Origin of the sequence: Bradyrhizobium sp. SPXBL-02 (assembly GCF_051853065.1) — a bacterium.
GTDB lineage: Bacteria > Pseudomonadota > Alphaproteobacteria > Rhizobiales > Xanthobacteraceae > Bradyrhizobium.
The window spans coordinates 4,065,198-4,086,923 of the sequence record NZ_CP182474.1 but is presented as its reverse complement, the minus strand read 5'-3'; the positions used below and the strand labels follow the sequence as shown (position 1 = coordinate 4,086,923).

At 66.8% G+C, this 21,726-nt stretch carries 17 protein-coding genes and 1 pseudogene; 8 read left to right on the top strand and 10 right to left on the bottom strand.

Annotated elements, in window-relative coordinates; genetic code table 11:
• Nucleotides 1–32: 32 nt before the first annotated feature.
• The 3 genes from ACNJYD_RS19005 to pcsA all read right to left on the bottom strand — a co-directional run bounded on the left by ACNJYD_RS19005 (nt 33) and on the right by pcsA (nt 2,593).
• Nucleotides 33–1,007, bottom strand: coding sequence for a quinone oxidoreductase family protein (locus tag ACNJYD_RS19005; protein ID WP_439367401.1), 975 nt, complete (start codon nt 1,005–1,007; stop codon nt 33–35).
• Nucleotides 1,008–1,082: 75 nt separating this feature from the next.
• On the bottom strand, nt 1,083–1,817 hold the full coding sequence (locus ACNJYD_RS19000) for a TerC family protein (protein ID WP_172783767.1): 735 nt from the start codon (nt 1,815–1,817) through the stop codon (nt 1,083–1,085).
• Nucleotides 1,814–2,593, bottom strand: a complete 780-nt coding sequence (pcsA, locus tag ACNJYD_RS18995; RefSeq protein ID WP_172783766.1) for a phosphatidylcholine synthase — start codon at nt 2,591–2,593, stop codon at nt 1,814–1,816. The genes ACNJYD_RS19000 and pcsA overlap by 4 nt, the downstream gene beginning before the upstream one ends.
• A gap of 87 nt (nt 2,594–2,680) precedes the next feature.
• Between pcsA and ACNJYD_RS18990 the strand changes: the two genes are divergently transcribed.
• Nucleotides 2,681–3,865: a UbiH/UbiF family hydroxylase gene (locus ACNJYD_RS18990; protein WP_439367400.1), complete on the top strand. Its 1,185-nt coding sequence runs from the start codon at nt 2,681–2,683 to the stop codon at nt 3,863–3,865.
• Nucleotides 3,866–3,887: 22 nt separating this feature from the next.
• On the opposite strand, the gene ACNJYD_RS18985 is transcribed toward ACNJYD_RS18990, so the two are convergent.
• A complete protein-coding gene (locus ACNJYD_RS18985) occupies nt 3,888–4,841 on the bottom strand; it encodes an AEC family transporter (RefSeq protein WP_172783764.1) in 954 nt (317 codons plus the stop codon).
• A gap of 106 nt (nt 4,842–4,947) precedes the next feature.
• Here ACNJYD_RS18985 and hspQ point away from each other — a divergent pair, with 106 nt between their 5' ends.
• Entirely contained in the window at nt 4,948–5,280 is a 333-nt protein-coding gene (gene hspQ, locus ACNJYD_RS18980; RefSeq protein WP_008564941.1) for a heat shock protein HspQ, read from the top strand.
• 74 nt (nt 5,281–5,354) lie between these two features.
• Here hspQ and ACNJYD_RS18975 read toward each other — a convergent pair whose 3' ends face one another.
• Nucleotides 5,355–6,182 (bottom strand): invasion associated locus B family protein, encoded by an 828-nt coding sequence (locus ACNJYD_RS18975; RefSeq protein WP_439367399.1) that lies wholly within the window; start codon nt 6,180–6,182, stop codon nt 5,355–5,357.
• Nucleotides 6,183–6,442: 260 nt separating this feature from the next.
• On the opposite strand from ACNJYD_RS18975, the gene ACNJYD_RS18970 reads away from it, so the two are divergent.
• The 3 genes from ACNJYD_RS18970 to ACNJYD_RS18960 all read left to right on the top strand — a co-directional run bounded on the left by ACNJYD_RS18970 (nt 6,443) and on the right by ACNJYD_RS18960 (nt 11,104).
• A complete protein-coding gene (locus tag ACNJYD_RS18970) occupies nt 6,443–8,287 on the top strand; it encodes an extracellular solute-binding protein (RefSeq protein WP_439367493.1) in 1,845 nt (614 codons plus the stop codon).
• Between the two features lie 4 nt (nt 8,288–8,291).
• Nucleotides 8,292–9,794 (top strand): class I adenylate-forming enzyme family protein, encoded by a 1,503-nt coding sequence (locus ACNJYD_RS18965; protein ID WP_271506866.1) that lies wholly within the window; start codon nt 8,292–8,294, stop codon nt 9,792–9,794.
• An 86-nt stretch (nt 9,795–9,880) separates the two neighbouring features.
• The gene (locus ACNJYD_RS18960; protein WP_439367398.1) at nt 9,881–11,104 is read left to right on the top strand and encodes a GGDEF domain-containing protein; all 1,224 of its coding nucleotides are present in this window, start codon (nt 9,881–9,883) and stop codon (nt 11,102–11,104) included.
• Between the two features lie 130 nt (nt 11,105–11,234).
• Here the strand turns inward: ACNJYD_RS18960 and mfd are convergent, their stop codons facing one another.
• The gene (gene mfd / locus ACNJYD_RS18955; RefSeq protein ID WP_439367397.1) at nt 11,235–14,753 is read right to left on the bottom strand and encodes a transcription-repair coupling factor; all 3,519 of its coding nucleotides are present in this window, start codon (nt 14,751–14,753) and stop codon (nt 11,235–11,237) included.
• Nucleotides 14,750–15,040 carry a succinate dehydrogenase assembly factor 2 gene (locus ACNJYD_RS18950; RefSeq protein WP_212257125.1) on the bottom strand — a complete coding sequence of 97 codons (291 nt, stop codon included), beginning with the start codon at nt 15,038–15,040 and terminating at the stop codon, nt 14,750–14,752. Before ACNJYD_RS18950 ends, mfd begins: the two co-directional genes overlap by 4 nt.
• A 395-nt stretch (nt 15,041–15,435) precedes the next feature.
• On the opposite strand from ACNJYD_RS18950, the gene ACNJYD_RS18945 reads away from it, so the two are divergent.
• The 3 genes from ACNJYD_RS18945 (at nt 15,436) to recG (ending at nt 19,484) form a co-directional block, all read left to right on the top strand.
• The gene (locus ACNJYD_RS18945) at nt 15,436–16,626 is read left to right on the top strand and encodes an RNA ligase RtcB family protein (protein WP_439367396.1); all 1,191 of its coding nucleotides are present in this window, start codon (nt 15,436–15,438) and stop codon (nt 16,624–16,626) included.
• Nucleotides 16,623–17,246, top strand: coding sequence for a peptide chain release factor H (prfH, locus tag ACNJYD_RS18940; protein ID WP_439367395.1), 624 nt, complete (start codon nt 16,623–16,625; stop codon nt 17,244–17,246). The genes ACNJYD_RS18945 and prfH overlap by 4 nt, the downstream gene beginning before the upstream one ends.
• Before the next feature lie 129 nt (nt 17,247–17,375).
• Complete coding sequence (recG, locus tag ACNJYD_RS18935) at nt 17,376–19,484, top strand: ATP-dependent DNA helicase RecG (RefSeq protein WP_212257128.1); 2,109 nt, start codon at nt 17,376–17,378, stop codon at nt 19,482–19,484.
• 70 nt (nt 19,485–19,554) lie between these two features.
• Here recG and ACNJYD_RS18930 read toward each other — a convergent pair whose 3' ends face one another.
• The 3 genes and pseudogenes from ACNJYD_RS18930 to ACNJYD_RS18920 all read right to left on the bottom strand — a co-directional run bounded on the left by ACNJYD_RS18930 (nt 19,555) and on the right by ACNJYD_RS18920 (nt 21,634).
• Nucleotides 19,555–19,926, bottom strand: coding sequence for a VOC family protein (locus tag ACNJYD_RS18930; RefSeq protein WP_439367394.1), 372 nt, complete (start codon nt 19,924–19,926; stop codon nt 19,555–19,557).
• A 95-nt stretch (nt 19,927–20,021) separates the two neighbouring features.
• Nucleotides 20,022–20,711 (bottom strand): helix-turn-helix transcriptional regulator, encoded by a 690-nt coding sequence (locus ACNJYD_RS18925; protein ID WP_439367393.1) that lies wholly within the window; start codon nt 20,709–20,711, stop codon nt 20,022–20,024.
• A gap of 66 nt (nt 20,712–20,777) precedes the next feature.
• Nucleotides 20,778–21,634 (bottom strand): annotated as a pseudogene (locus ACNJYD_RS18920) (DUF1932 domain-containing protein).
• Between the last annotated feature and the right edge of the window lie 92 nt (nt 21,635–21,726).

Sequence of the window (21,726 nt, the reverse complement as noted above, 5' to 3'; positions counted from 1 at the left end):
CCCACCCTACGAAACCGTCGATTCCGGAAGAGTTACGGCTTCAAGATCGAAGCCCCCGTGGTCTTGCGGCTTTCGAGATCGATATGCGCCTTGGCGGCGTCCTTGAGCGCGTAGGCGTGGTTGATCGGCACGTGCAGCTTGCCGTTGATGACCGCGGCGAACAGCGTGTCGGCACCTTCGAGCAGTTCCTTGCGCGTGCCGACATAATCGTTGAGCTTCGGCCGCGTCGCGAACAGCGAGCCGTGATTGTTGAGCTCGGCGATCGCGAACGGCGGCACGGGGCCCGAGGCATTGCCGAACGAGACGAACATGCCGCGCGGCTTCAGGCAGGAGAGCGAGCCCGGGAACGTCGCCTTGCCGACGCCGTCATAGACGACGTCGCAGCCCTCGTTGCGGCTGATCTGCTTCACGCGCGCGACGAAATCCTCCTCGTTGTAGAGGATGACGTGATCGCAGCCATTGGCCTCCGCAAGCTCGGCCTTCTCGCGCGAGCCGACCGTGCCGATGACATGCGCGCCGAGCGCCCTCGCCCATTGGCAGGCGAGCAGGCCGATGCCGCCGGCGGCGGCATGGACCAGCACGCGATGATGCGGCTCGACCTTGAAGGTCTTGTGCAGCAGGTACCAGACCGTCAGCCCCTTCAACATCAGCACGGCGCCCTGCTCGTAGGTGATGTGATCGGGCAGCTTGACCAGCTTCTCCCAGGGCAGGTTGCGCTCGCCGGTATAGGCCCCGAGATTGTGGTAGTAGGCAACGCGGTCGCCGGGATGAAAATGCGTAACGCCAGGCCCGACCGCGACAACCTCGCCCGAAGCCTCGTTGCCGGCGATGAAGGGCAATCCCGGCGCCTTGTAGAGGCCGGTGCGGTAATAGACGTCGATGAAGTTGAGGCCCACCGCATGCTGGCGGATGCGCACCTCGCCCGGCCCGGGCGCCGGCACATCGACGCTCTCATAGACCAGGGCTTCGGGGCCTCCGACCTTGTGCACACGGATGGCTTTGGTCATCACCTGACCTCCTCTTCTTGCGGCTGAGCGAAAGCCATCGCGCCCGCGTTGTCAACTCGACGCCCGCAGGACCGGCTAGGCCGACGGCTTGCTCGCCTTCTTGCGGTTGCGCTTGGCCAGCACGTTGAAGAACTCCACCGCCGCCGAGAACGCAATTGCGAAATAGATGTAGCCGCGCGGAATGTGGAAGTGGAATCCGTCCGCGACCAGCGCGACGCCGATCAGCACCAGGAAGGCCAGTGCCAGCATCTTGGTGGTCGGATGCTCCGCGACGAATCGCGACACCGGCCCCGACGAAATGTACATGATCAGGCAGGCGATCACGACTGCCGCGACCATGATCTCGATGTCCTGGGCCATGCCGATCGCGGTGATGATCGAGTCCAGCGAGAACACGATGTCGATGATCACGATCTGGACGATCACCCAGAAGAAGGCGTTGCCCGCGGACCTCTCCTCGCCCTCGCCCTCATCGGCTTCGACCTCGCCGTGAATCTCGTGCGTCGCCTTGGCGATCAGGAACAGTCCACCGCCGATCAGGATCAGGTCGCGCCAGGAGAAGTCGAACCCCGCAAACGAAAACACCGGTGCGGTCAGGCCGATCAGCCAGACCAGCACGCTGAGCAGGATGATGCGGAAGACCAGCGCCAGCGCCAGCCCGATCTGGCGGGCGCGATGCGCCTGCTGCTTGGGGATGCGTGCGACGATCACCGAGATGAAGATGACGTTGTCGATCCCGAGCACGATCTCGAGCGCCGTCAAGGTGAGCAGCGCGGCCCAGGCTTCCGGGCTGGTCAACAGGTGCATCACACCAAGGATCTCGCCAGGGATCTTGCCAGGCGGATCAAGGCGTCGCTGAAGCTGATCCAGAGCGCGATGGCGCAGAGCACGAGGGTCACCCCGGCGCCGACGCGAAAATCCATCTGCAGCGTGTAGAAGGCGAGCACCGCCCAGATCGCGATCAGCGACATCGTCAGCCAGCGCAGCCGGACGACGCGGACCGGATGCAGCACATGGAACGGCACGAACGTCAGCACGACCAGCGCGGCGACCAGCAGCGTCGCCCACAGCGGCGGCCAATGCAGCAGGAACAGATAGAACGCGGCCGCATTCCACAGCGCCGGGAAGCCGCGGAAATGATTGTCGTCGGCCTTCATGCGCTGGTCGGCGAAATACAACGCGCTGGTGACGATGATGGCAATGCCCAGCAAGGGAGCCGCGACCGGCAGCAACATGCCGCTGGCGACGATCGCATAGGCCGGCACGAACACATAGGTGACGAAGTCGACCACGAGATCGAGCACGTCACCCGACCAGTTGGGCTGCACGTTCTTGACGTCGAGCCGGCGCGCGATCGGCCCGTCGACCGCATCGATGATCAGCGCGACGCCCAGCCATTGAAACATCGCCGCCCAGTGCTCGCGCACGGCCTCCAGCATCGCCAGGAGCGCGATCGCCGCGCCGAACGCGGTGAAGATGTGCACGGAGAAGGCCGCGGCGCGGATCGCCGGTCTCGGCTTCAGGGAATCCTGCTGAATATCCATGGCTTCTGCTATCAGAATGCGACCGGTTTGCACATCCGCCATTGCGGCGCACGATCGCACAATTCGCCATAAAATCAGGGAAATATAGGTGGGCTTGAATTTGCCGCCCGGCGTGTCAAATGTCGCTCCATGACAGATGCATCGACACTCCATGACGCGGCCGTGGTCGGCGGTGGACCGGCCGGACTTGCCGCGGCGATCGCCCTGGCGCAGGCGGGTGCCCGGACCGCACTGGTGGCGCGCCGCGTTCCCTATGCCGACAATCGCACCACCGCATTGCTCGGTGCCTCCATCGATCTATTGGAAAGCCTCGACGTCTGGTCGCGCTGCCGGGACAAGGCTGCTGCGCTGGAAGTCATGCGCCTCGTCGACGACACCGGCCGGCTGTTCCGCGCGCCGGAGGTGCGCTTCTCCTGTCACGAAATCGGCCTCGACGCGTTCGGCTACAACATCGACAACCGCTCGCTGATGCTGGCGCTGGAAGCGCGCGCGGCCGAGCTGCCCAATCTGGTCCGCTTCGACGACGAGGCCGAAAGCGTGGTCATCGAAGCCGACGACGTCGCATTGCGCACGGCGTCCGGACAGTTTCTCTCGGCTCGCCTCGTGGTCGGCGCCGACGGCCGGCACTCGCTGTGCCGCGAGGCCGCCGGCATCGAGGTGACGCGGCGCGAGCTGAGCCAGACCGCGCTGACCTTCAACGTCGGTCATAGCAGGCCCCACCGCAATGTCTCGACCGAGTTCCACACGCCGCACGGGCCTTGCGTGTTCGTGCCTCTGCCCGGCGACCGTTCGAGCATCGTCTGGGTTTCGGCGCCAGCAGAGGCCGAACGGCTGCGCGGCCTGAGCGACGAGGAGCTGTCGGCGGAGATCGAGAAGCAGTCGCATTCGATCCTGGGACGCACGAATGTCGAGCCCGGGCGCAACCTGTTCCCGCTCGCGATCGAGCGTCCGAAATCCTTCGGTCGCGACCGTATCGCGCTGGTCGGCGAAGCCGCCCATGTGGTGCCGCCGATCGGCGCGCAGGGCCTCAATCTCGGCCTGCGCGATGCCGCGGATATCGCCCGGCTCGCGGGCGATGCCATCGCCGCGGGACGGGATCCCGGCGCGGACGACGTGCTCAAGCGCTATGATCGCGCCCGCCGGCCGGACATCTTGAGCCGCACCTTTGCGATCGACATCGCCAACCGCTCCTTGCTCAACGACTTCCTGCCGCTCCAGCCCGTCCGCGCAGTCGGCATGCACCTCCTCGGCGCCATCGGCCCGCTCCGGCGCTTTGCGATGCGCGAAGGCCTGACGCCGACCTGGCGGCGGTAGGATTGGCGGCGGCCAAGCCCGCTTACGGAAACGCCAGCCGTCCCGTCTGGATCGCCCACATCACGCTGGTCAGCGTGACCACCGACGCGAAGGTGCCAAGCAGCACTGCGACGGAGGCGGATTCGATCCAGGCATCGTTCTGCCGGGCGATGACGAACACGTTGAGCGCCGGCGGCAGCGAGGCCATCAGCACGGCGGTGGCGGCCCAGGGCTGCGCGAACGGGCCGAACGCCAGCATCAGGGCGAACGCCGCGAGCGGATGGATCAGCAACTTGACCGCGATCACGCCCGGCACCTCCCACGGCACCCGATCGAACGGACGGAGCGCCACGGTCACGCCGAGCACGAACAGCGCGGTCGGCGCGGCCGCGTTCTGCAGGAATGTGATGGTGCGGTCGAGCGCGACCGGCAGCTCGATATGCAATGCGGCCACCGCCGCGCCGAAGCACGCTGACATGATCAGCGGATTGAGCACGATCTGCTTGAGCACGACGCCGAAGGCGTGGACGAACGAGGGATGGTCGCGGTCGGACAGCTCGATCAAGAGCGGCACGATCGTGAACAGGAAGATGCTGTCGCAGCAGAAGATCAGCGCGGTCGGCGCGGCCGCCTTCGGCCCGAGCACCGCGAGCGCGAGGCCCGGGCCCATGTAGCCGATATTGCCGTAGCCGCCGGAGAGGCCCGCAAGCGTCGCTTCGCGCAGCGTCAGCCGTCCGAAGAGCTTGCCGACAACCAGCGCCAGCGTGAATGCCGCAACCGTCGACAGCGTCGTCGCCACCAGGAACGGCGGATTGTTCAATTCCGAAAACGGCGTCTTCGACATGATCGCAAACAGCAGCGCCGGCAGCGACACGTAGAGCAGGAAGAAGTTCATCCAGGCGAGCCCCGATTCCGGGATGGACTTGACCTTGCCGCAGGCGAAACCGACGAAGATCAAGCCGAAATAAGGTAGCGCCAGATTGAGGATATCGACCATTGCTGAAGTTTTTTCTGAAGGCTTGGGGGCTATCCGTCCCGGAAACGAAGGTTAATTCCGGCTAAGGGCACTAGCATCGGCCACAATCCTGGTCTATCGACGGGGAATGATTAAAGCGCGGACCGCCAAATTCCAGATCGGACAGGTCGTTCGCCACCGGATCTTCTCGTTCCGGGGGGTGATCTTCGACATCGATCCGGAATTCAACAACACCGAGGAGTGGTGGCTGTCGATTCCCGAGGAGGTGCGGCCCCACAAGGACCAGCCGTTCTACCACCTGCTCGCGGAGAACGCTGAATCCGAATACGTCGCCTATGTCTCTGAGCAGAACCTGTTGCCGGATGATTCCGGCGAGCCGGTCCGGCATTCCCAGGTTGCGGAGATCTTCATCAAGGACAAGGCCGGCGGCTATCGTCCGCGCAATCCGTCGCTGAACTGATCGTCGCCGATCGGCGGCCAGCAAAAAAGGCGCTCGAACCGAGCGCCTTTTTCACGTCCGGGATTTGCTCCCGATTACTTCTGACCAGTCGGAGCCGCGCCGGGCGCGCCACCACCCTGCTGCTCGAGCTTCTTGCGCTGCTCGTCGGCCTTCTTCTGAAGCTCTTCCTGGAGCTTCTTCTGGGTTTCCTCGAACACCTTCGGATCGGTCGGCGGACCGTCATAGGCCTTCTGGAATTCGCCGGTGAGCGGCAGCGGCAAGGTCAGCGGCGCGCCGTTGGCGTTGATCGCCTGGACAACGAGATTCTGACCCTTCTTCATGTTGTTGATGAGCTCGGGCGTGGCCTCATAGTCGGACATGCAGCCGTTCTGGAAGCAGATCACATAGGGCTGCTGCAGCGGCGCGTTGCTGTCGACGATGATGCGGGTGCCGTGGACGAGCTGCATGCCGAGCGGCAGCGTCACGCGCAGGATCTTCTTCGGCTCGCCTTCCGGCTCGATGATCACGGCCGCGATGACCGGCTGGCCCGATTCGATGCGGCCGTCCTTGCCGGTGAAGCAGACCTGCTTGGCATTGGCGTCCTGGCCCTTGAGGCAGAACTTGGTCCAGGGCGCATAGATCAGCTGGATCTGCTGATCGGCGGGCTGGGCTGCGCCCTGCTGCGGGGCGCCTTGCTGCGCGGGAGCCTGCGGGGATGCTGCGGGCGCCGGAGCCTTGGGAGCTGCCTTGGGAGCCGCCTTCGGAGCCGGGGCCGGGGAGGCCTTGGGCGCAACGGGTGCGCCGGGGGCCGGCGCAGGGGTCTGGGCCTCGGCGGCAAACGGAACGGCCAACGCCGTCGCCGTCAACAGGGCGAGAAGCCGCCCGCGCGGCCGGACGGACGCGGCCAAGTAACGGAAATTCATTGCGGAAAACCCTTTCTGAACGGGAAGTGCCCGAACCGCTCCGAAGCGCCGAACCTGGCCGCCTTGGGCGCGGCTCTCTTCCCGTCAATTGAGGCGGATAAGTGACGGGCTCGACGCTCTTGCGCGATTGGGTGCCTTCTTAACGTGGCCGACGAAAAGATCAATGCCGACAAGCGTCTTTGGCCGGTCTGGTGCAAAAGCCCCATCAAATTCCCTGTGATAAGATTCGGGCCCGCCGGTCCTCGAATCACCGTGTGCCGATGTTCATGTTCCAGCGCCTCTTCGAGGGCCCCGGCCTCCGCCTCTGTGCGCTTGCCCTTGCGCTTGGCGGGGTGCTGTCGGCCGGCGCCGCCGCGGCCGAGGAGGCCCATGCGATCGCCATGCACGGCAAGCCGGCGAAGCCTGCCGATTTCAGCCACATGCCCTATGCCAACCCCGATGCCCCCAGGGGCGGCCGCCTGACCTGGGGTATTCTCGGCACCTTCGACAGCCTCAATCCCTTCATCGTCAGGGGATTGGCGGTGCAGCCGGTCCGCAACTACGTGGTCGAGAGCCTGCTGGCGCGCGGGCAGGACGAGCCGTTCACGCTTTACGGCCTGCTCGCCAGGACGGTCGAAACCAATGACGAGCGAAGCTTCGTCACCTTCCGTCTCGATCCCCGCGCCCGCTTCTCCGACGGCAAGCCGGTCACCGCCGAGGACGTGCTGTTCTCCTGGCTGCTGCTGCGCGACCGCGGCCGTCCCAATCACCGGCAGTATTACAGCAAGGTTGCGAAGGCGGAAGCGCCCGATCCTCTCACCGTCCGATTCGACTTAACCGGCGCCAACGACCGCGAGCTGCCGCTGATTCTCGGCCTGATGCCGATCCTGCCCAAGCACGCGATCGACGTCGCGACCTTCGAGGAAACGACGCTGACGGCGCCGCTCGGCTCGGGCCCCTATCGGGTCACGGCGGTGAAGCCGGGCGCCAGCGTGACGCTCACGCGCAATCCCGATTATTGGGGCCGCGACCTCGCCATCAATCGCGGGCTCTACAATTTCGACGAGATCAGGCTCGACTATTTTCGCGAGGCGAACGGCCAGTTCGAGGCATTCAAACGCGGCCTCTACGATTTCCGCGTCGAGCACGAGCCCTTGCGCTGGCACGACGGCTATGACTTTCCGGCCGCCAGAAGCGGCGAGGTGATCCGCGACACCGTCAAGCCCGGCATGCCGCAGCCGTCCGAATTCCTGGTGTTCAACACCCGCCGTCCGATCTTCGCCGACATCCGCGTGCGGCAGGCCCTGACGCTGCTGTTCGATTTCGAGCTGGTCAACCGCAGCTATTTCTTCGGGCTCTATTCGCGCGAGGCCGGCTATTTCGCCGGCTCGGAGTTGTCGGCCTATGGCAGGCCTGCCGATGCGCGCGAGCGCGAGCTGCTCAAACCGTTCGCGGCGCAGATCCCGCCCGACATCCTCGAGGGCAGCTACCGCCTGCCGGTCACCGACGGATCAGGCCGCGACCGCACCACGCTGCGCGCCGCGCTGAAGCTGCTGTCTGAGGCCGGCTACGATCTCGACGGCACCGCGCTGCGCAACCGCGCGACCAAGGCCCCCTTCACCTTCGAGATCATGGTCACGACGCGCGACCAGGAGCGCATCGCGCTCGCCTTCCAGCGCGACCTCAGGCGCGCCGGCATCGAGGCCAGCGTGCGCTCGGTCGATCCCGTGCAATTTGACCAGCGCCGGCTCGCCTTTGAGTTCGACATGATCCAGAACCGCTGGGACCAGTCGCTGTCGCCCGGCAACGAGCAGTATTTCTATTGGGGCAGCGCGGCCGCGGACAATCCGGGCACCCGCAACTACATGGGCGCCAGGGATCCTGCCGTCGATGCCATGATCGCCGCCCTGCTCGAGGCCCGTGAACATACGGATTTCGTTTCGGCGGTGCGCGCGCTCGACCGCGTCCTGATCGCGGGCGTCTACACAATCCCGCTGTTTAACGTATCGGAGCAATGGATCGCGCGCTGGAATCGGATAGAACGGCCCAAGACCACCTCGCTCTCGGGCTATTTGCCGGAGACCTGGTGGTCGAAGGGGCAGCCGCAAGCTCATCAAGCGAAGTGACGCCGTGAACCAGCCAGCCGTATCGCCGACGCTCGACACATTGTTTCAGCGCACGCTGACGCGGCAGCCGCGGGCGACCGCCCTGCTCGATCCGCTCAACAAGGCGCGCATCACCGGGCACCAGCCGCGGCGGATGACCTATGCCGAGGCCGATACCGCCATCGAGGCGCTGTCGGCGCATTTCGTCGAATCGGGCCTGCCCGCCAATTCCGTCATCGCGATCCAGTTGCCCAACACGGTCGAGTTCGTGCTGACCGTGCTCGCCGCCCATCGCGCCGGCCTCGTCGTCGCGGTGCTGCCGCTGCTGTGGCGCCATGCGGAACTGACCGCCGCGCTCAACCGCACCGCCGCGCGGGCCATCGTCACCATGAGCACGGTCGATGGCGTCAGCTATGCCGATCTCGCCATGCACGCCGCGGCCGAGGCGTTCTCGATCCGGCACGTCTACGGCTTCGGAAGCGACCTGCCCGAAGGCATGGCTTCGCTCGACGACGTCCTGGCCCGCCCGCCCGGCACCACGCGCGCCGTGATCCAGGACGGCCGCAAGGCGGCCATGATCTCCTTCGATGTCACGGCTGAGGGCTTCCGGCCGGTGCCGCGCCCGCATTTCAGCCTGATCGCGGGCGGCCTTGCGATGTCGCTCGAAGCCGACATCAAGCAGGGCGCGACGGTGATGGCGGCGTTCACGCCGATGTCGTTCGCAGGGCTCGCCTCCTCGCTCGCGGTGTGGCTGCTCTCGGGCGGCACCCTGGCGCTGCATCATCCGTTCGAGAACGATGTGCTGGAGCAGCAGATCAACGAGCACGAATGCGAGGTGCTGATCGCGCCGGCGCAGCTCGCGCTGCGGCTCGGCGATGCCGACCTCGCGGCGCGGATGCCCACTTTGCGCAACGTCATCGGCCTGTGGCGCGCGCCCGAGCAGGTGGCGGCGAGCGATGCCTGGATCGCGCCGCACGCGCCGCTGACCGACGTCTATCTGTTCGGCGAGGCCGGTTTGTTCGGCGCCCGCCGCGGCGAGGACGGCATGCCGGTGCCGGTGATGCCGGGGCCGCACGGCGCCCCGCGCGAGCAGTCCGGCTCCTCCATCGCCGGCGAGATCCTGCTGACGCCGAAGGGCACGCTCGGCCTGCGCGGCGCGATGGTGCCGATCGCAGCCTACGCCCCGCCGCAGCCGGTCGGCGAGACGCTGACGGCGCAGCCGCCGCGCGACTATGTCGACACCGGCTATGCCGCGCGGCTCGACCGCCCGAGCGGCGCGATCTGCATCACCGCGCCGCCCTCCGGCATCATGGCCGTCGGCGGCTATCGCTTCCTGTCCAACGACCTGCAGGAATGGGCGCGCCGGCTCGGCCAGGGTGCCCTGCTCACGGCGCTGCCCGACCGGCTCTCGGGCCACCGGCTCGCCGGGCGCGCCCAGGACAATGCCCGCGCCCGCGAGGCGCTCAGCGAGCTCGGGCTTAACCCCCTGATGGTCGAGGCTTTTCGGGACCGCTCCGGGGCGGCCTAGGCGCGGTTTCAGCGCTTGCGTTGACGCAGCATTAAGGCGGCCAAACTAGATTGCGCGGCATCTGTTGCGTGATCTTGAGTGACTCGATGTCCCAGGCGGGCCCGATCCTGTTTGTGTCCGATGCCGAACGTCCCGCCTTCGTGGCGGCGCTGGACGAGGCCCGGCTCTTTCCCGTCGTCGACACCGACTGGACCAGCGCATCGCGCGCGGTCGACGAGGTGCAGCCGGCCGCGGTTCTCGCTGCGGTCCATGCCGGACACGAGCCGCATGTAACGCGGCTTGCTAAGAAGATCGCCGATCAATCGCCTTACCTGCCCTTCGTGGCCCTGGATGCGGCGGGCACGCTGCCGCTCAACGCGCTGCCCTTCTCCTCGCGCGGCGGCAATCCTGACCGGCTGATCGCGCGGCTCCGGGCTGCGCTGCGCGTGCGTACATTGCACGCAACGGTTCTGCGCCGGCTGCCCGAAGTGAAGTTCGCGCTGCCGCAAGGCGATCCCGCACGCGACGCCACCGTGCTCCTGATCGGCCGCGGCGCGGCCTATCCCGCGCTCTCCGTCGCGCTCGGCGAACGCATCGGCGTGGTCGGGGCGCTCTCGATCGAGGCCGCCGCAAAACACCTCAACACCCGCGACCTCGACGGCGTCGTGCTCGCCGAAGGTTTTACCGCGCGCGTGACCGATGCCTTCCTCACGGTGCTTACGGAGGACGCTCGATTTCGCAACCTGCCTGTGGTCGTCACCGCCCACCAGCTCACCCAAAGCTACGACCTGCCCAATCTCGAGCTGATCGCGGGCGAGCCGGCGAGGATCGCGGCTAACGCGCTGCCCCTGATCCACCAGCACGCCATGGAAGCGCAGCTGAGCCGCACCTTGCGCTCGATCGATGCCGGCGGCTGGCTCGATCCGCGCAGCGGCCTGCTCACGGTGGAAGCCTTCGCCCGTGATTTCGCCAAGGCAGTGGAGCAGACGCTCGCCCGCGGCGGCGGCCTCTCCGTCGCCCGCTTCGCCTTCGACCCCAACAATTCCCGCGCCCAGCTCGACGCCGCGCGCATTTTGAGCCGCCTGATGCGGCAGATGGATTTTGGCGCGGCGCAGAAGGACGGCTCGGTGATCGTGGTGTTCGCCGAGACCGACTTCCGCACCGCGCATCTGATCGCCCGCCGCTTGTCGGCGGTGATGCGGCACACCTCGAACGGCAAGCACGAGATGCGCAGCGATCCCGTGGTCAGCGTGGACTCGCTGTCGCCGTCGGATACGGCAAGGTCCTTGCTGGCGCGGCTGTCGGCGGACGCGTCACGGGCGGCGTCGTAGTTTTTCGCGAGCTGCCAGCAACAACCACCGTCATTGCGAGCGCAGCGAAGCAATCCAGACTCTCTCCGCGGAGAGACTCTGGATTGCTTCGTCGCAAGGGCTCCTCGCAATGACGTGGTGAGAGCCGGGCCTACGCCGCCTTCTTGCTCTCGGCGAGCTGCGCCAGCTGCCGCATGATCTCGGTCGTGCCGGCGAGGCGCTCTTCCGGCGTTTCCCAGTCCTGCAGGAACACCACCTTCATGTCGGGCCGCACTTTGGCGGCCTGGCCGTGGCTGCGGATGAAGGTGACGAGGCGATCGGGATGGGCGAAGGAATTGTCGCGGAAGACGATGACGGCGCCCTTCGGGCCGGCGTCGATCTTCTCGACATTGGCCCGGCGGCAGAACGCCTTGATCGCGGCGACCTTGAACAGGTAGCGGACTTCGTCCGGCAGCACACCGAAGCGGTCGCGCATCTCGGCGCCGAAATTCTCGATCTCCTCCTCGGTGTCGAGATCGGCGAGGCGCCGGTACAGCGACAACCGCACCGAGAGGTCGCTGACATAGTCCTCCGGGATGAGCACGGGCATGCCGATGGTGATCGACGGCGACCAGCGGTCCGCGGCGGGCTCGGAGACGCCGGCCTTGAGATTGACGATCGCCTCCTCCAGCATCGATTGATAGAGCTCGAAGCCGACCTCCTTGATGTGGCCGGACTGCTCCTCGCCCAAGAGATTGCCGGCGCCGCGAATGTCGAGGTCGTGCGAGGCGAGCTGGAAGCCGGCGCCCAGCGTCTCCAGCGATTGCAGCACGGTGAGCCGGCGCTCGGCCTGCGCCGTGATCTTCTGCTGCGCCGGCAGCGTGAACAGCGCGTAGGCCCGCAGCTTGGAGCGGCCGACGCGGCCACGCAGCTGGTAGAGCTGGGCAAGGCCGAACATGTCGGCGCGATGCACGATCAGCGTGTTGGCGTTGGGGATGTCGAGGCCGGACTCGACGATCGTGGTCGACAAGAGAATGTCGAACTTGCCGTCGTAGAACGCGGTCATGATGTCCTCGATCACCGCAGGGGGCATCTGCCCGTGCGCGACCGCAACCTTCATCTCGGGCACGTTCTTGTCGAGGAAGTCCTTGACCTCGGCGAGATCGTCGATGCGCGGCACCACGTAGAACGCTTGGCCGCCGCGATAACGCTCGCGCAAGAGCGCCTCGCGGATCATCAAGGGATCGTGCGGGGCGACGAAGGTGCGCACCGCCAGGCGATCCACCGGGGGCGAGGCAATGATCGAGAGCTCGCGGACGCCGGTCAGTGCCAATTGCAGCGTGCGCGGGATCGGGGTTGCCGACAGCGTCAGCACATGCACCTCGGCACGGAGCGCCTTCAACCGCTCCTTGTGGCTGACGCCGAAATGCTGCTCTTCGTCGACGATGAGCAGGCCAAGGTCGCGGAACTTGATCGTCTTGCCGAGCAGCGCATGGGTGCCGACGACGATGTCGACCGAGCCGTCGGCGATACCCTTCTTGACCTCGTTGAGCTGCTTGGTCGGGATCAGGCGCGAGGCTTGCGCGACGTTGACAGGGAAGCCTTTGAAGCGCTCGGTGAAGGTCCGGTAATGCTGGCGCGCCAAGAGCGTGGTCGGCACCACGACCGCGACCTGCTTGCCGTCGAGCGCGACGGCAAAGGCGGCGCGTAGCGCTACCTCGGTCTTGCCGAAGCCAACGTCGCCGCAGATCAGGCGATCCATCGGGCGGCCCTTTTCGAGATCCTTCAGCGTGGACTCGATGGCGCCGAGCTGGTCCTCGGTCTCGTCATAGGGGAAGCGTGCGCAGAACTCGTCGTAGACGCCCTGCTGCACCGGCAGCTTCGGCGCCTCGTGCAGCATGCGTTCGGCCGCGATCTTGATCAGCTCGCCCGCGATCTCGCGGATGCGGTTCTTGAGCTTCGCCTTGCGTGTCTGCCACCCCGAGCCACCGAGCTTATCCAGCTCGACCGTGGTTTGATCAGAGCCGTAACGCGACAGCAGCTCGATGTTCTCGACCGGAAGGAACAGCTTGGTCTCGGCCGCATAGTGCAGCTCGAGACAGTCATGCGGCGCGCCGGCAACGTCCAGCGTCTGCAGGCCGATGAACCGGCCGATGCCGTGATCGACGTGGACGACGATGTCGCCAGCGGTGAGGCTCGTCACCTCCGAGATGAAATTGTCGAGCTTGCGGCTGGCCTTGCGCGGCCGCACCAGGCGGTCGCCGAGAATATCCTGCTCGCTGATGACGGCGATCTCGTCGGTCTCGAAGCCGCTTTCGAGGCCGAGCACGGCGAGCATGGTCTCGTTGCGCGGCGTCGCCTGCACCGTCCGCCAGGAGTCGACGCTGGTGGTATGGGCGAGCTTGTGGTCGCGCAGCATCGAATTCATGCGGTCGCGCGAGCCCTCCGTCCACAGCGCGATCACGACCTTCTTGCGCTGCGCCTGCAGCGCCATGACGTGGCTGACGACGGACTCGAACACGTTGACATTGCTGTCGTTGCGCTCCGGCGCAAAGTCGCGGCCCTTGCGCGCGCCGGCATCGACGACTCCGGTACCGTCGGTCGGCACCGAGAACGGCGTCAGCCGCGCCAGCGGGATCTCGCCGAGGCGCTTGCCCCATTCCTCCTCGGTCAGATACAGCCGGTCAGGCGGCAGCGGCTTGTAGATCGCGCCGCCGCCGGGATGCTCCATCGCCTCGCGCCTGGCCTCGTAATAATCGAGGATCTGCTTGAAGCGCTCGCGCACGGCGTCCTCGGCCTGCGGCTCGATCGCGACGGATGCGCCTTGCAGGTAGTCGAACAGCGTATCCATCCGGTCCTGGAACAGCGGCAGCCAGTGCTCCATGCCGGGATGGCGACGGCCCTCGCTGACCGCTTCATACAGCGCATCGTCGCGCTCGGGCGCGCCGAACTCGGCGACATAGCCCATGCGGAATCTGCGGATGGTGTCGGTGACGAGCTGGAACTCCGAGACCGGCACGAGGTCGAGCGAGCGCATGTCGAGCAGCGTGCGCTGGGTCTCAGCATCGAAAGAGCGGATCGATTCCAGGCTGTCGCCGAAAAAGTCGAAGCGCACCGGCTGCTCGAGGCCGGCCGGAAACAGGTCCAGAATGCCGCCGCGCACGGCGTATTCGCCGGGCTCGCGCACGGTGGAGGAACGGTTGTAGCCGTTGTGCTCGAGCCAGGCCACGACGGTGTCCATCGGCACGACGTTGCCCGGCGCGACCGAGAGCGCCTGCGCCGCGACGAGCTCGCGCGCGGGCACGCGCTGCACCACCGCGTTCACCGTGGTCAGCACGATCAGCGGCTTGTCGCTACCGGTGAGCGAGGCCAGCCGCGCCAGCGTGGTCAGGCGCTGCGCGAGAATGCCGCCATGTGGCGAGACACGGTCATAGGGTTGGCAATCCCAGGCCGGGAAGGTCAGCACCGGCAGATCGGGCGCGAAGAACCGCAGGGCCCGCTCGAGCGACTGCATGCGCCCGCCGTCGCGGCAGATGACCGCAAGGCTGACGGCCGGCTTCTTCGGCCGCGCCGCGATGGCACGGGCGAGATCGGAGACGACGAGGCCTTCGGCACCTTCCGCGACATTGGCAAGCGTCAGCGCGCGGCCGGGCGCGAGCAGCTCGGCCGGAGATTTCATCCCCTGCTTCATGCGTTGCCGTCCGCGATCGGAAACCCCTTGATGCGGGCAAACAGCGCGCCGGTGACGTCGGCCGGCAGCACCTTGTCGCCGGTGATGGCGGCGTAGAGATCGGGATCGTTGACCTCGAGCAGGCGCTCGAGCTCGCCGAGCTCGGCGTCGGACAAATTGCCGATCTCGGCATCCGCGAAGCGGCCGAGGATCAGGTCCATCTCGCGCGTGCCGCGATGCCAGCAGCGGAACAGAAGCCGCTTGCGGCGGTCATCCAGCCCGCTGCTCGATCGTGTCGTTCCCGTCATGTCTCAAATCCAGTCAAACGCAGAAAGCCCGGACGTGCCGGGCGGGGGTGATATAGGCCCTGCCCCCTGGAAAGTCAGCAGTTTTCCCCGCGAGGATCCGTGCAAAAATGCCGGGTGTGGCCTGCAGGTCCGATCGCCGGACCCACTCGCAACGGAAGGGCCGCGCCACCGCCACGCAGCAACTGTGACTTGCGGCCTTGCAATTTCGCCGCTATGTGTCTCGCCCGATCCGGCGCCCTTCTGGCGCGATCATCTCTGGGAGAAGGCTCGATGACGATCATGTCTCGCCGCCCCGTCGAGGGCATCGCCTAAACTGCGCGTGCGTTGGCCGCGCCGTTAGGGAAACCACGCGCGTCTCGCGCGTGTCGACGATCCCTATCTCCTGAAAGCTTTCAATGGGCACTTTTCCCAACGTGGACGGCCGCGCGCCGATCCACCTCTTCGCCTCGTCCAAATCGTGGATCGAAGGCAACGCCACACTGCAACTGGAACAGGTCGCAGGTCTGCCCGGAGTCCGCGCGGTCGCGGCCATGCCCGATCTGCATCCCGGCAAGTATGGCCCCGTCGGCTGCGCCATTCTGTCCGAGCGTATCCACCCGCAACTGGTCGGCTCCGACATCGGCTGCGGCATGGGCCTGTTCGAGCTCGACGTCGCAGCGCGCAAACTGCGGCTCGATCATCTTGCCGAGCGCATGCACGCGCTCGACCAGCCCTGGGACGGCGGCGTCGAGACCGCGCTTGCCGACGCTGAGCTCGGCGCCACCGCCTTCGATGCCGCGCTCGGCAGCATCGGCGGCGGCAATCATTTCTGCGAGCTCCAGGCCCTCGATGAGATCCTGGCGCCGGACGCCGCTGCACGCGCCGGCCTCGACCGGAACCTGGCCTATGTCCTGGTTCACTCGGGCTCGCGGGGTCTCGGTTTCTCGATCCTGGAGCGGGCCTTGCAGGGCGGACAGGGGTCGCTGTCCATTGGCAGCGACGCGGCAAATGCCTATCTGGCGGACCACGATCACGCGGTGCGATGGGCGAAGCTCAATCGCCGCATCATTGCAGAGCGGACCGGAGTTGCCGCGCGGGCCAGTCTGCGTCCGGTGAGCGACCTCGCGCACAACATGGTCGAGTGCCGGCATGACGCCGCCGGTGACGTTCTGGCGCTGCATCGCAAGGGAGCGGCGGCCGCCGATCGCGGACTGGTGCCGGTGCCGGGGTCGCGCGGAACGCTGTCGTATCTGGTCGAGCCTTTGGCGGACATGCAGGCCGAGGCGCTTGCATCGCTCGCGCACGGGGCGGGGCGCAAATACGACCGCGCGTCCATGCATGGCCGCGTCCGGGTCAAGAAGTCGGACGTCGCAAAGTTGGAACGCAACCCGTTCGGCGGCATCGTCGTCTGCGGCGATCGCGGCCTGCTCGCGGAGGAAGCGCCGGACGCCTACAAGAGCATCGAGCGCGTCATCGCCGATCTCGTGGAGTTCGGTCTCGTGCGCGTGGTGGCCACGTTCCGGCCGCTGCTGACCTTCAAGAAGGGCCAGTCCACCGCCGCGGCGAGCGGCAAGCGCGACAGGAGCTGGAAGGAGGATCGCCGATGATCCGGCTCCTGTTCACCAGCGGACGCGGTCCGGCGGAATGCCGGATCGCGGTCGCGAACGCCGTTGCAGCGCTCATCACCGAAGCGACCGCGCTCGGCTTCGATACCGACCATCTCGAAGGCCCCAGCCCCGACAAGCACGGTCCGGCATCGGCGGTCGTTGTCGTCCATGGCGATGGCGCGGCTGCCTTTGCGCGGCCGTGGATCGGCGCGATCCAATGGACGGCGCAGAGCCCGCTGAGGCCGCATCACAAGCGCAAGAACTGGTTCATCGGAATTGTCGAGCTTCCTGCGCTGCCGGACGCGCCGAAGGCGATCAGCGCCGGGGACGTTCGCTTTGAAGCTTTCCGTGCCGGCGGCCCGGGCGGCCAGCACCAGAACAAGACCGAAAGCGCCGTGCGGGCCGTCCACCTTCCGAGCGGGCTTGCGGTCGTGGCGCGCGAAGAACGTTCGCAGCATCGGAACAAGGCGCTGGCACTGGACCGGTTGGCGGCCTTGCTCGGGCTGCAAGGCGAGCTGGCCGCGATCGCCGCCCGGACCGAGGCGCACGCGGCACACGACCAGCTCGAGCGCGGCCGGCCGGTCAAGCGGTTCAAAGGCGCGGCGTTTCGCGCCGCGTAGCATGATCGCGCCTGGACCGGCAGCATTCCGCCGGTCCAGGCAGGCCCGTCATGGCCAGGCCGGAATAAAGCCGTGGACGTCCCGCACAAAACTGGCCATCACGACAGCGAACGGTTCTAGATTCCACAAATGCGCCCCAGCCTGCTCAATCCGCTGTTTGCTCCCGTGACCAGCCTGCCCGGCGTCGGTCCGAAGCAGGACAAGCTGTTGCAGTACCTGCTCAGCCGCAGCGAGACGCCGCGGCTGGTCGATCTGCTCTTGCATCTGCCGAGCCAGGTCATCGACCGCCGCGCCCGGCCGAAGATCCGAGACGCGGCCGTTGGAACCATGGTGACGCTGGAGGTCACCGTCGATCGCCACCGCCCGCCACCGCCGCGCAACGCGCGCGCGCCGTATCTGGTCTATGCCAGCGACGATACCGGCGACGTGGTGCTGACCTTCTTCCGCGCCAAGCCGGGCTATGTCGAGAAGCTGCTGCCGATGGGCGCGAAGCGCTACGTCTCCGGCACGCTGCAGATGTATGACGGCATCCCGCAGATCGTGCATCCCGACCGCGTGCTCGACGAGGAGGCGATCTCGAAGCTGTCGGGGATCGACCCGGTCTATCCGCTGACGGAAGGGCTCGCGCTGGGCTCGCTCCGCCGCGCGATCGCGCAGGCGCTGCAAAAGCTTCCCGCTTTGCCGGAATGGATCAGCCCGGAGGTGCTGCGCCGCTGCGACTTCCCGCCGATCGCGGAAGCGCTCAATCGCGTGCACCAGCCGGTCGAGCTGACCGACATCTTGCCCGACCGGCCGTTCTGGTCGCGCCTCGCCTTCGACGAGCTCTTGGCCGGCCAGCTCGCGCTTGCCCTGATCCGCGCGCAGCTGCGCCGCCCCGCCGGCGTGCGCAATGCCGGCGACGGGCATCTGCGCAACAAGATCATCGACGCCCTGCCTTACGCGCTGACACCCTCCCAGCGCAGCGCTGCGGCGGCGATCGCCGAAGACCTGAAGCAGCCGGTGCGCATGCTGCGCCTGCTGCAGGGTGACGTCGGCTCCGGCAAGACCGTGGTGGCGCTGCTCGCTGCCGCCGCGGTCGCCGAGGTCGGCAAGCAGGCCGCGCTGATGGCCCCGACCGAAATCCTGGCGCGCCAGCACATCAAGACCATCGCCCCACTCGCGGAGCGCGCGGGATTGCGCGTTGCCATTCTCACCGGCCGCGAGAAGGGCAAGGAACGGCGCGAGATCATCACTGAGCTCGCCGCGGGCGAGATCGACCTGCTCGTCGGCACCCATGCGCTGATCCAGGACGATGTCGTCTTCAGGGATCTCGCGCTCGCCATCGTCGACGAACAGCACCGTTTCGGCGTGCGCGAGCGCCTTGCGCTGACATCCAAGGGCGAGGCCGTCGACGTGCTGGTGCTGAGCGCAACCCCGATCCCGCGCACGCTGGTGCTGACCTATTTCGGCGACATGGACATTTCCGAGCTGCGTGAAAAGCCGGCCGGCCGCCAGCCGATCGATACCCGCGCCGTGCCGATGAGCCGGATCAGCGAGGTCATGGAAGGCGTCGGCCGCGCGCTCGAAGCCGGCAAGCTGGTCTACTGGATCTGCCCGCTGGTCGAGGAATCCGAGGCCGAGGGCACCGAGCATCTCACCAACGCGACCAAGCGGTTCGAGACCCTGCAAAAGCGTTTCCGCGACCGCGTCGGTCTCGTCCACGGCCAGATGAAGGGCACGGAGAAGGACCGCGTCATGAGCCAGTTCGCCGCGCACGAGATCGGCCTCCTGGTCGCGACCACCGTGGTCGAGGTCGGCGTCGACGTCCCGGCCGCGACCATCATGGTGATCGAGAACGCCGAGCGTTTCGGCCTTGCCCAGCTGCACCAGCTCCGCGGCCGCATCGGACGCGGCTCGGAGGCGTCAACTTGCATCCTGCTCTATGGCGAGCCGCTCGGCGAAATGTCGAAGGCGCGCCTGAAAGTGATCCGCGAGACCACCGACGGCTTCCGCATCGCCGAGGAAGATTTGAAGCTGCGCGGCGAAGGCGACGTGCTGGGCGTGCGCCAGAGCGGCCTGCCCGGCTACCGCATCGCGCGCCCGGAGGTGCACGGCCAGCTGATCGCCCAAGCCAGAGACGAGGCGCTTCGGATCCTCAAAGAGGATCCGAAGCTGAAAGGCGAGCGCGGCGAGGCGCTGCGCTGCCTGCTGTATCTGTACGAACGGGACGAAGCGATCCCGTTGATCGGGGCGGGTTAGGCCACGAAGCCTTGGGCCCGGCCGACGCGCACATGCCCGGCCGAGGCGACGGCGATCCAGCTCCGCGGGCTCATGCGGCCTCCGGCGCGAATACGCGCAAGCGGTGACCATCCGGATCGAGCGCGACGAAGGTCGTGCCGAAGTCCATCCGGGTCGGCGCCTGGGCGATCGCAAGTCCGCCCCTTTTCCAGGCCGTGTGTGTTTCCTCCACGGCGGCCGCGTCGCTGACCGTAAACGCCACCTCGCTGCTGCCGGGCTGTCCCGCGGTGTTCGGTACGACGGTGGCGCGCGACCACAATCCGAGCATCACGCCGTCACGCAACGGCAGCATGGCGAATGTCGGCGACTGCTCGATGATGGGGATATTCAGCAGCTCGTTATAGAACCTGGCGCTTGCCGCCGGGCTTTCGACATGGAGCAACAGGAAGCTGAAGTCTGGCATGTGAGGTCTCCTCGTTCGGCGCTCGGTGACGGGAGCGCGACGAAGAGACCTATAGCTCGGCATGCTGTCAGTTTATGTCAGCAGCGTCGAGGCCATCACTGCTCCGGCACGCCCTCCAGAGCGCGCCATTCCTTCAACAGCGCGGCGCGCCGTCGTGGATAGCGTTTGGCCGTCGACTTCAGCGCCGTGATGCGGTCCGTCCGGAAGTGCCGGTAGCCGTCACGAAGCTCGCACCAGGCGACGACGACGCGCACGCGATCGAAAAAGGCCAGAGCGAACGGCCAGATCGTGCGCCGCGATGGACTTCCCTTGCCGTCGGCATAGGCGATCTGCATCTTGCGCTCGGCACGGATCGCATCGCGGATCGATGCGAGTTCGGTATCACCGGCCGCGAGCGCTTCACCCGGGCCGATCAGCAAGCTCGACGCATCGAGGCCAGCGCGCAAGTCGTCCGGAAGCACCGCTCCGATCTTGGCGAGCGCGTTGCGGGCGGCGTCGCCGAGTGGCTGATCGGCGCGTTCCGCCACCCATCGTGAGCCGAGCACCAGCGCCTCGATCTCCTCCTCGCTGAACATCAGCGGCGGCAGCATGAAGCCGGGCCGCAGCACGTAGCCGACCCCGGCCTCGCCGTCGATGTGCGCGCCTTGCGCCTTCAAGGTCTCGATGTCGCGGTAGAGCGTGCGGAGCGACACGCCGACCTCGTCGGCGAGCGCGGCGCCCGCGACCGGCCGTCGATGCCGGCGCAGCACCTGAATCAGATCGAGCAGTCGTTGCGAGCGGGACATCGGCGAGCCTCGGGCGAGGCATACTACGTCGTGCTGCCAGGACATGGCAGCATGAGAGTACGCGCCCTAAGTGTTCTTCCGCGCGATGCTCGCCGCGAAGGCCTTCATCAACGCGGCGTCCGCCGCCTCCCCCTTCTCATCCTCCGCGAGGTGCTCGAACCACCTCGCAAAGCCCTCGTAGACCTGGCTGGCCGGATGATCGGGCCCGAGGAATCCGGAAATCTCCCGCATCTCGGCAACCCAGCGGTAGGCCTTCGGGATCATGTCGGGCAGCGCGACTTCGAGCCGCGCCAAAATGGCCGGCTGGCTCAGCGCAAGCTCGTCGCGCAGCGCATCAGCCGCACCCGCTTTTGTCGCCGCGATGACCATCGCCGAGCCGATGCCGGCAAGACCCTTGACGATGCCGGCATAGGACATTTTCAACGGGACGCCGCACCGACCGGGCCTTCGACGATCCGCACGTCGAGACCGAGATCCCCAAGCACGGCGATATCCTTGGCGTGCTCGCCGGACATGTAGAAGGCCGGGCTCTTGCCCCCTCGCTGCGGCGGAAACCCGATGATGCCGGCATCGACGAACGGCGCCTGCGCCGAGCCGATGATCTCCTCGATTCTTTGCACGGTATCGACATTGACGGCATTGCAATCGACCACGATCGGCTTCTTCTCGCGCCTGACGATCAGCGCGGCCAGCCGTTCGGCCAGCGCCACGGCTTCGCCCGGCGGCACGATCGAGAGGATGATGTCGGCATCCGCGATCGCGTCGTCCTCGGCGCCGATCATGCCAGCATCCGCCGCGCGTTTCAGCGTCGCCTCGCTCCGCCCCTTCAAGGACGTCAGCACGCGCGCACCGTTGTCGCTGAGGCGGCGGGCCACGGCGCTGCCCATGGCGCCGGGGGCGAGGATCGCAATGGTTTTGGACATCATGCACTCCAGCTCGAACGCCGAGCGGCACGCCCGGTCGACCTGAGACTAGCAGAGGACGAATGCGCCGACGTGAACGCGACCATCCCGCG

What these genes read in the sequence shown, in the direction of transcription:
- ACNJYD_RS19005 (WP_439367401.1), bottom strand. Translation starts at nt 1,007, where the DNA reads ATGACCAAAGCCATCCGTGTGCACAAGGTCGGAGGCCCCGAAGCCCTG.
- pcsA (WP_172783766.1), bottom strand. Translation starts at nt 2,593, where the DNA reads ATGGCGGATGTGCAAACCGGTCGCATTCTGATAGCAGAAGCCATGGAT.
- ACNJYD_RS18990 (WP_439367400.1), top strand. Translation starts at nt 2,681, where the DNA reads ATGACAGATGCATCGACACTCCATGACGCGGCCGTGGTCGGCGGTGGA.
- ACNJYD_RS18985 (WP_172783764.1), bottom strand. Translation starts at nt 4,841, where the DNA reads ATGGTCGATATCCTCAATCTGGCGCTACCTTATTTCGGCTTGATCTTC.
- hspQ (WP_008564941.1), top strand. Translation starts at nt 4,948, where the DNA reads ATGATTAAAGCGCGGACCGCCAAATTCCAGATCGGACAGGTCGTTCGC.
- ACNJYD_RS18975 (WP_439367399.1), bottom strand. Translation starts at nt 6,182, where the DNA reads ATGAATTTCCGTTACTTGGCCGCGTCCGTCCGGCCGCGCGGGCGGCTT.
- ACNJYD_RS18970 (WP_439367493.1), top strand. Translation starts at nt 6,443, where the DNA reads ATGTTCATGTTCCAGCGCCTCTTCGAGGGCCCCGGCCTCCGCCTCTGT.
- ACNJYD_RS18960 (WP_439367398.1), top strand. Translation starts at nt 9,881, where the DNA reads ATGTCCCAGGCGGGCCCGATCCTGTTTGTGTCCGATGCCGAACGTCCC.
- mfd (WP_439367397.1), bottom strand. Translation starts at nt 14,753, where the DNA reads ATGAAGCAGGGGATGAAATCTCCGGCCGAGCTGCTCGCGCCCGGCCGC.
- ACNJYD_RS18950 (WP_212257125.1), bottom strand. Translation starts at nt 15,040, where the DNA reads ATGACGGGAACGACACGATCGAGCAGCGGGCTGGATGACCGCCGCAAG.
- ACNJYD_RS18945 (WP_439367396.1), top strand. Translation starts at nt 15,436, where the DNA reads ATGGGCACTTTTCCCAACGTGGACGGCCGCGCGCCGATCCACCTCTTC.
- prfH (WP_439367395.1), top strand. Translation starts at nt 16,623, where the DNA reads ATGATCCGGCTCCTGTTCACCAGCGGACGCGGTCCGGCGGAATGCCGG.
- recG (WP_212257128.1), top strand. Translation starts at nt 17,376, where the DNA reads ATGCGCCCCAGCCTGCTCAATCCGCTGTTTGCTCCCGTGACCAGCCTG.
- ACNJYD_RS18930 (WP_439367394.1), bottom strand. Translation starts at nt 19,926, where the DNA reads ATGCCAGACTTCAGCTTCCTGTTGCTCCATGTCGAAAGCCCGGCGGCA.
- ACNJYD_RS18925 (WP_439367393.1), bottom strand. Translation starts at nt 20,711, where the DNA reads ATGTCCCGCTCGCAACGACTGCTCGATCTGATTCAGGTGCTGCGCCGG.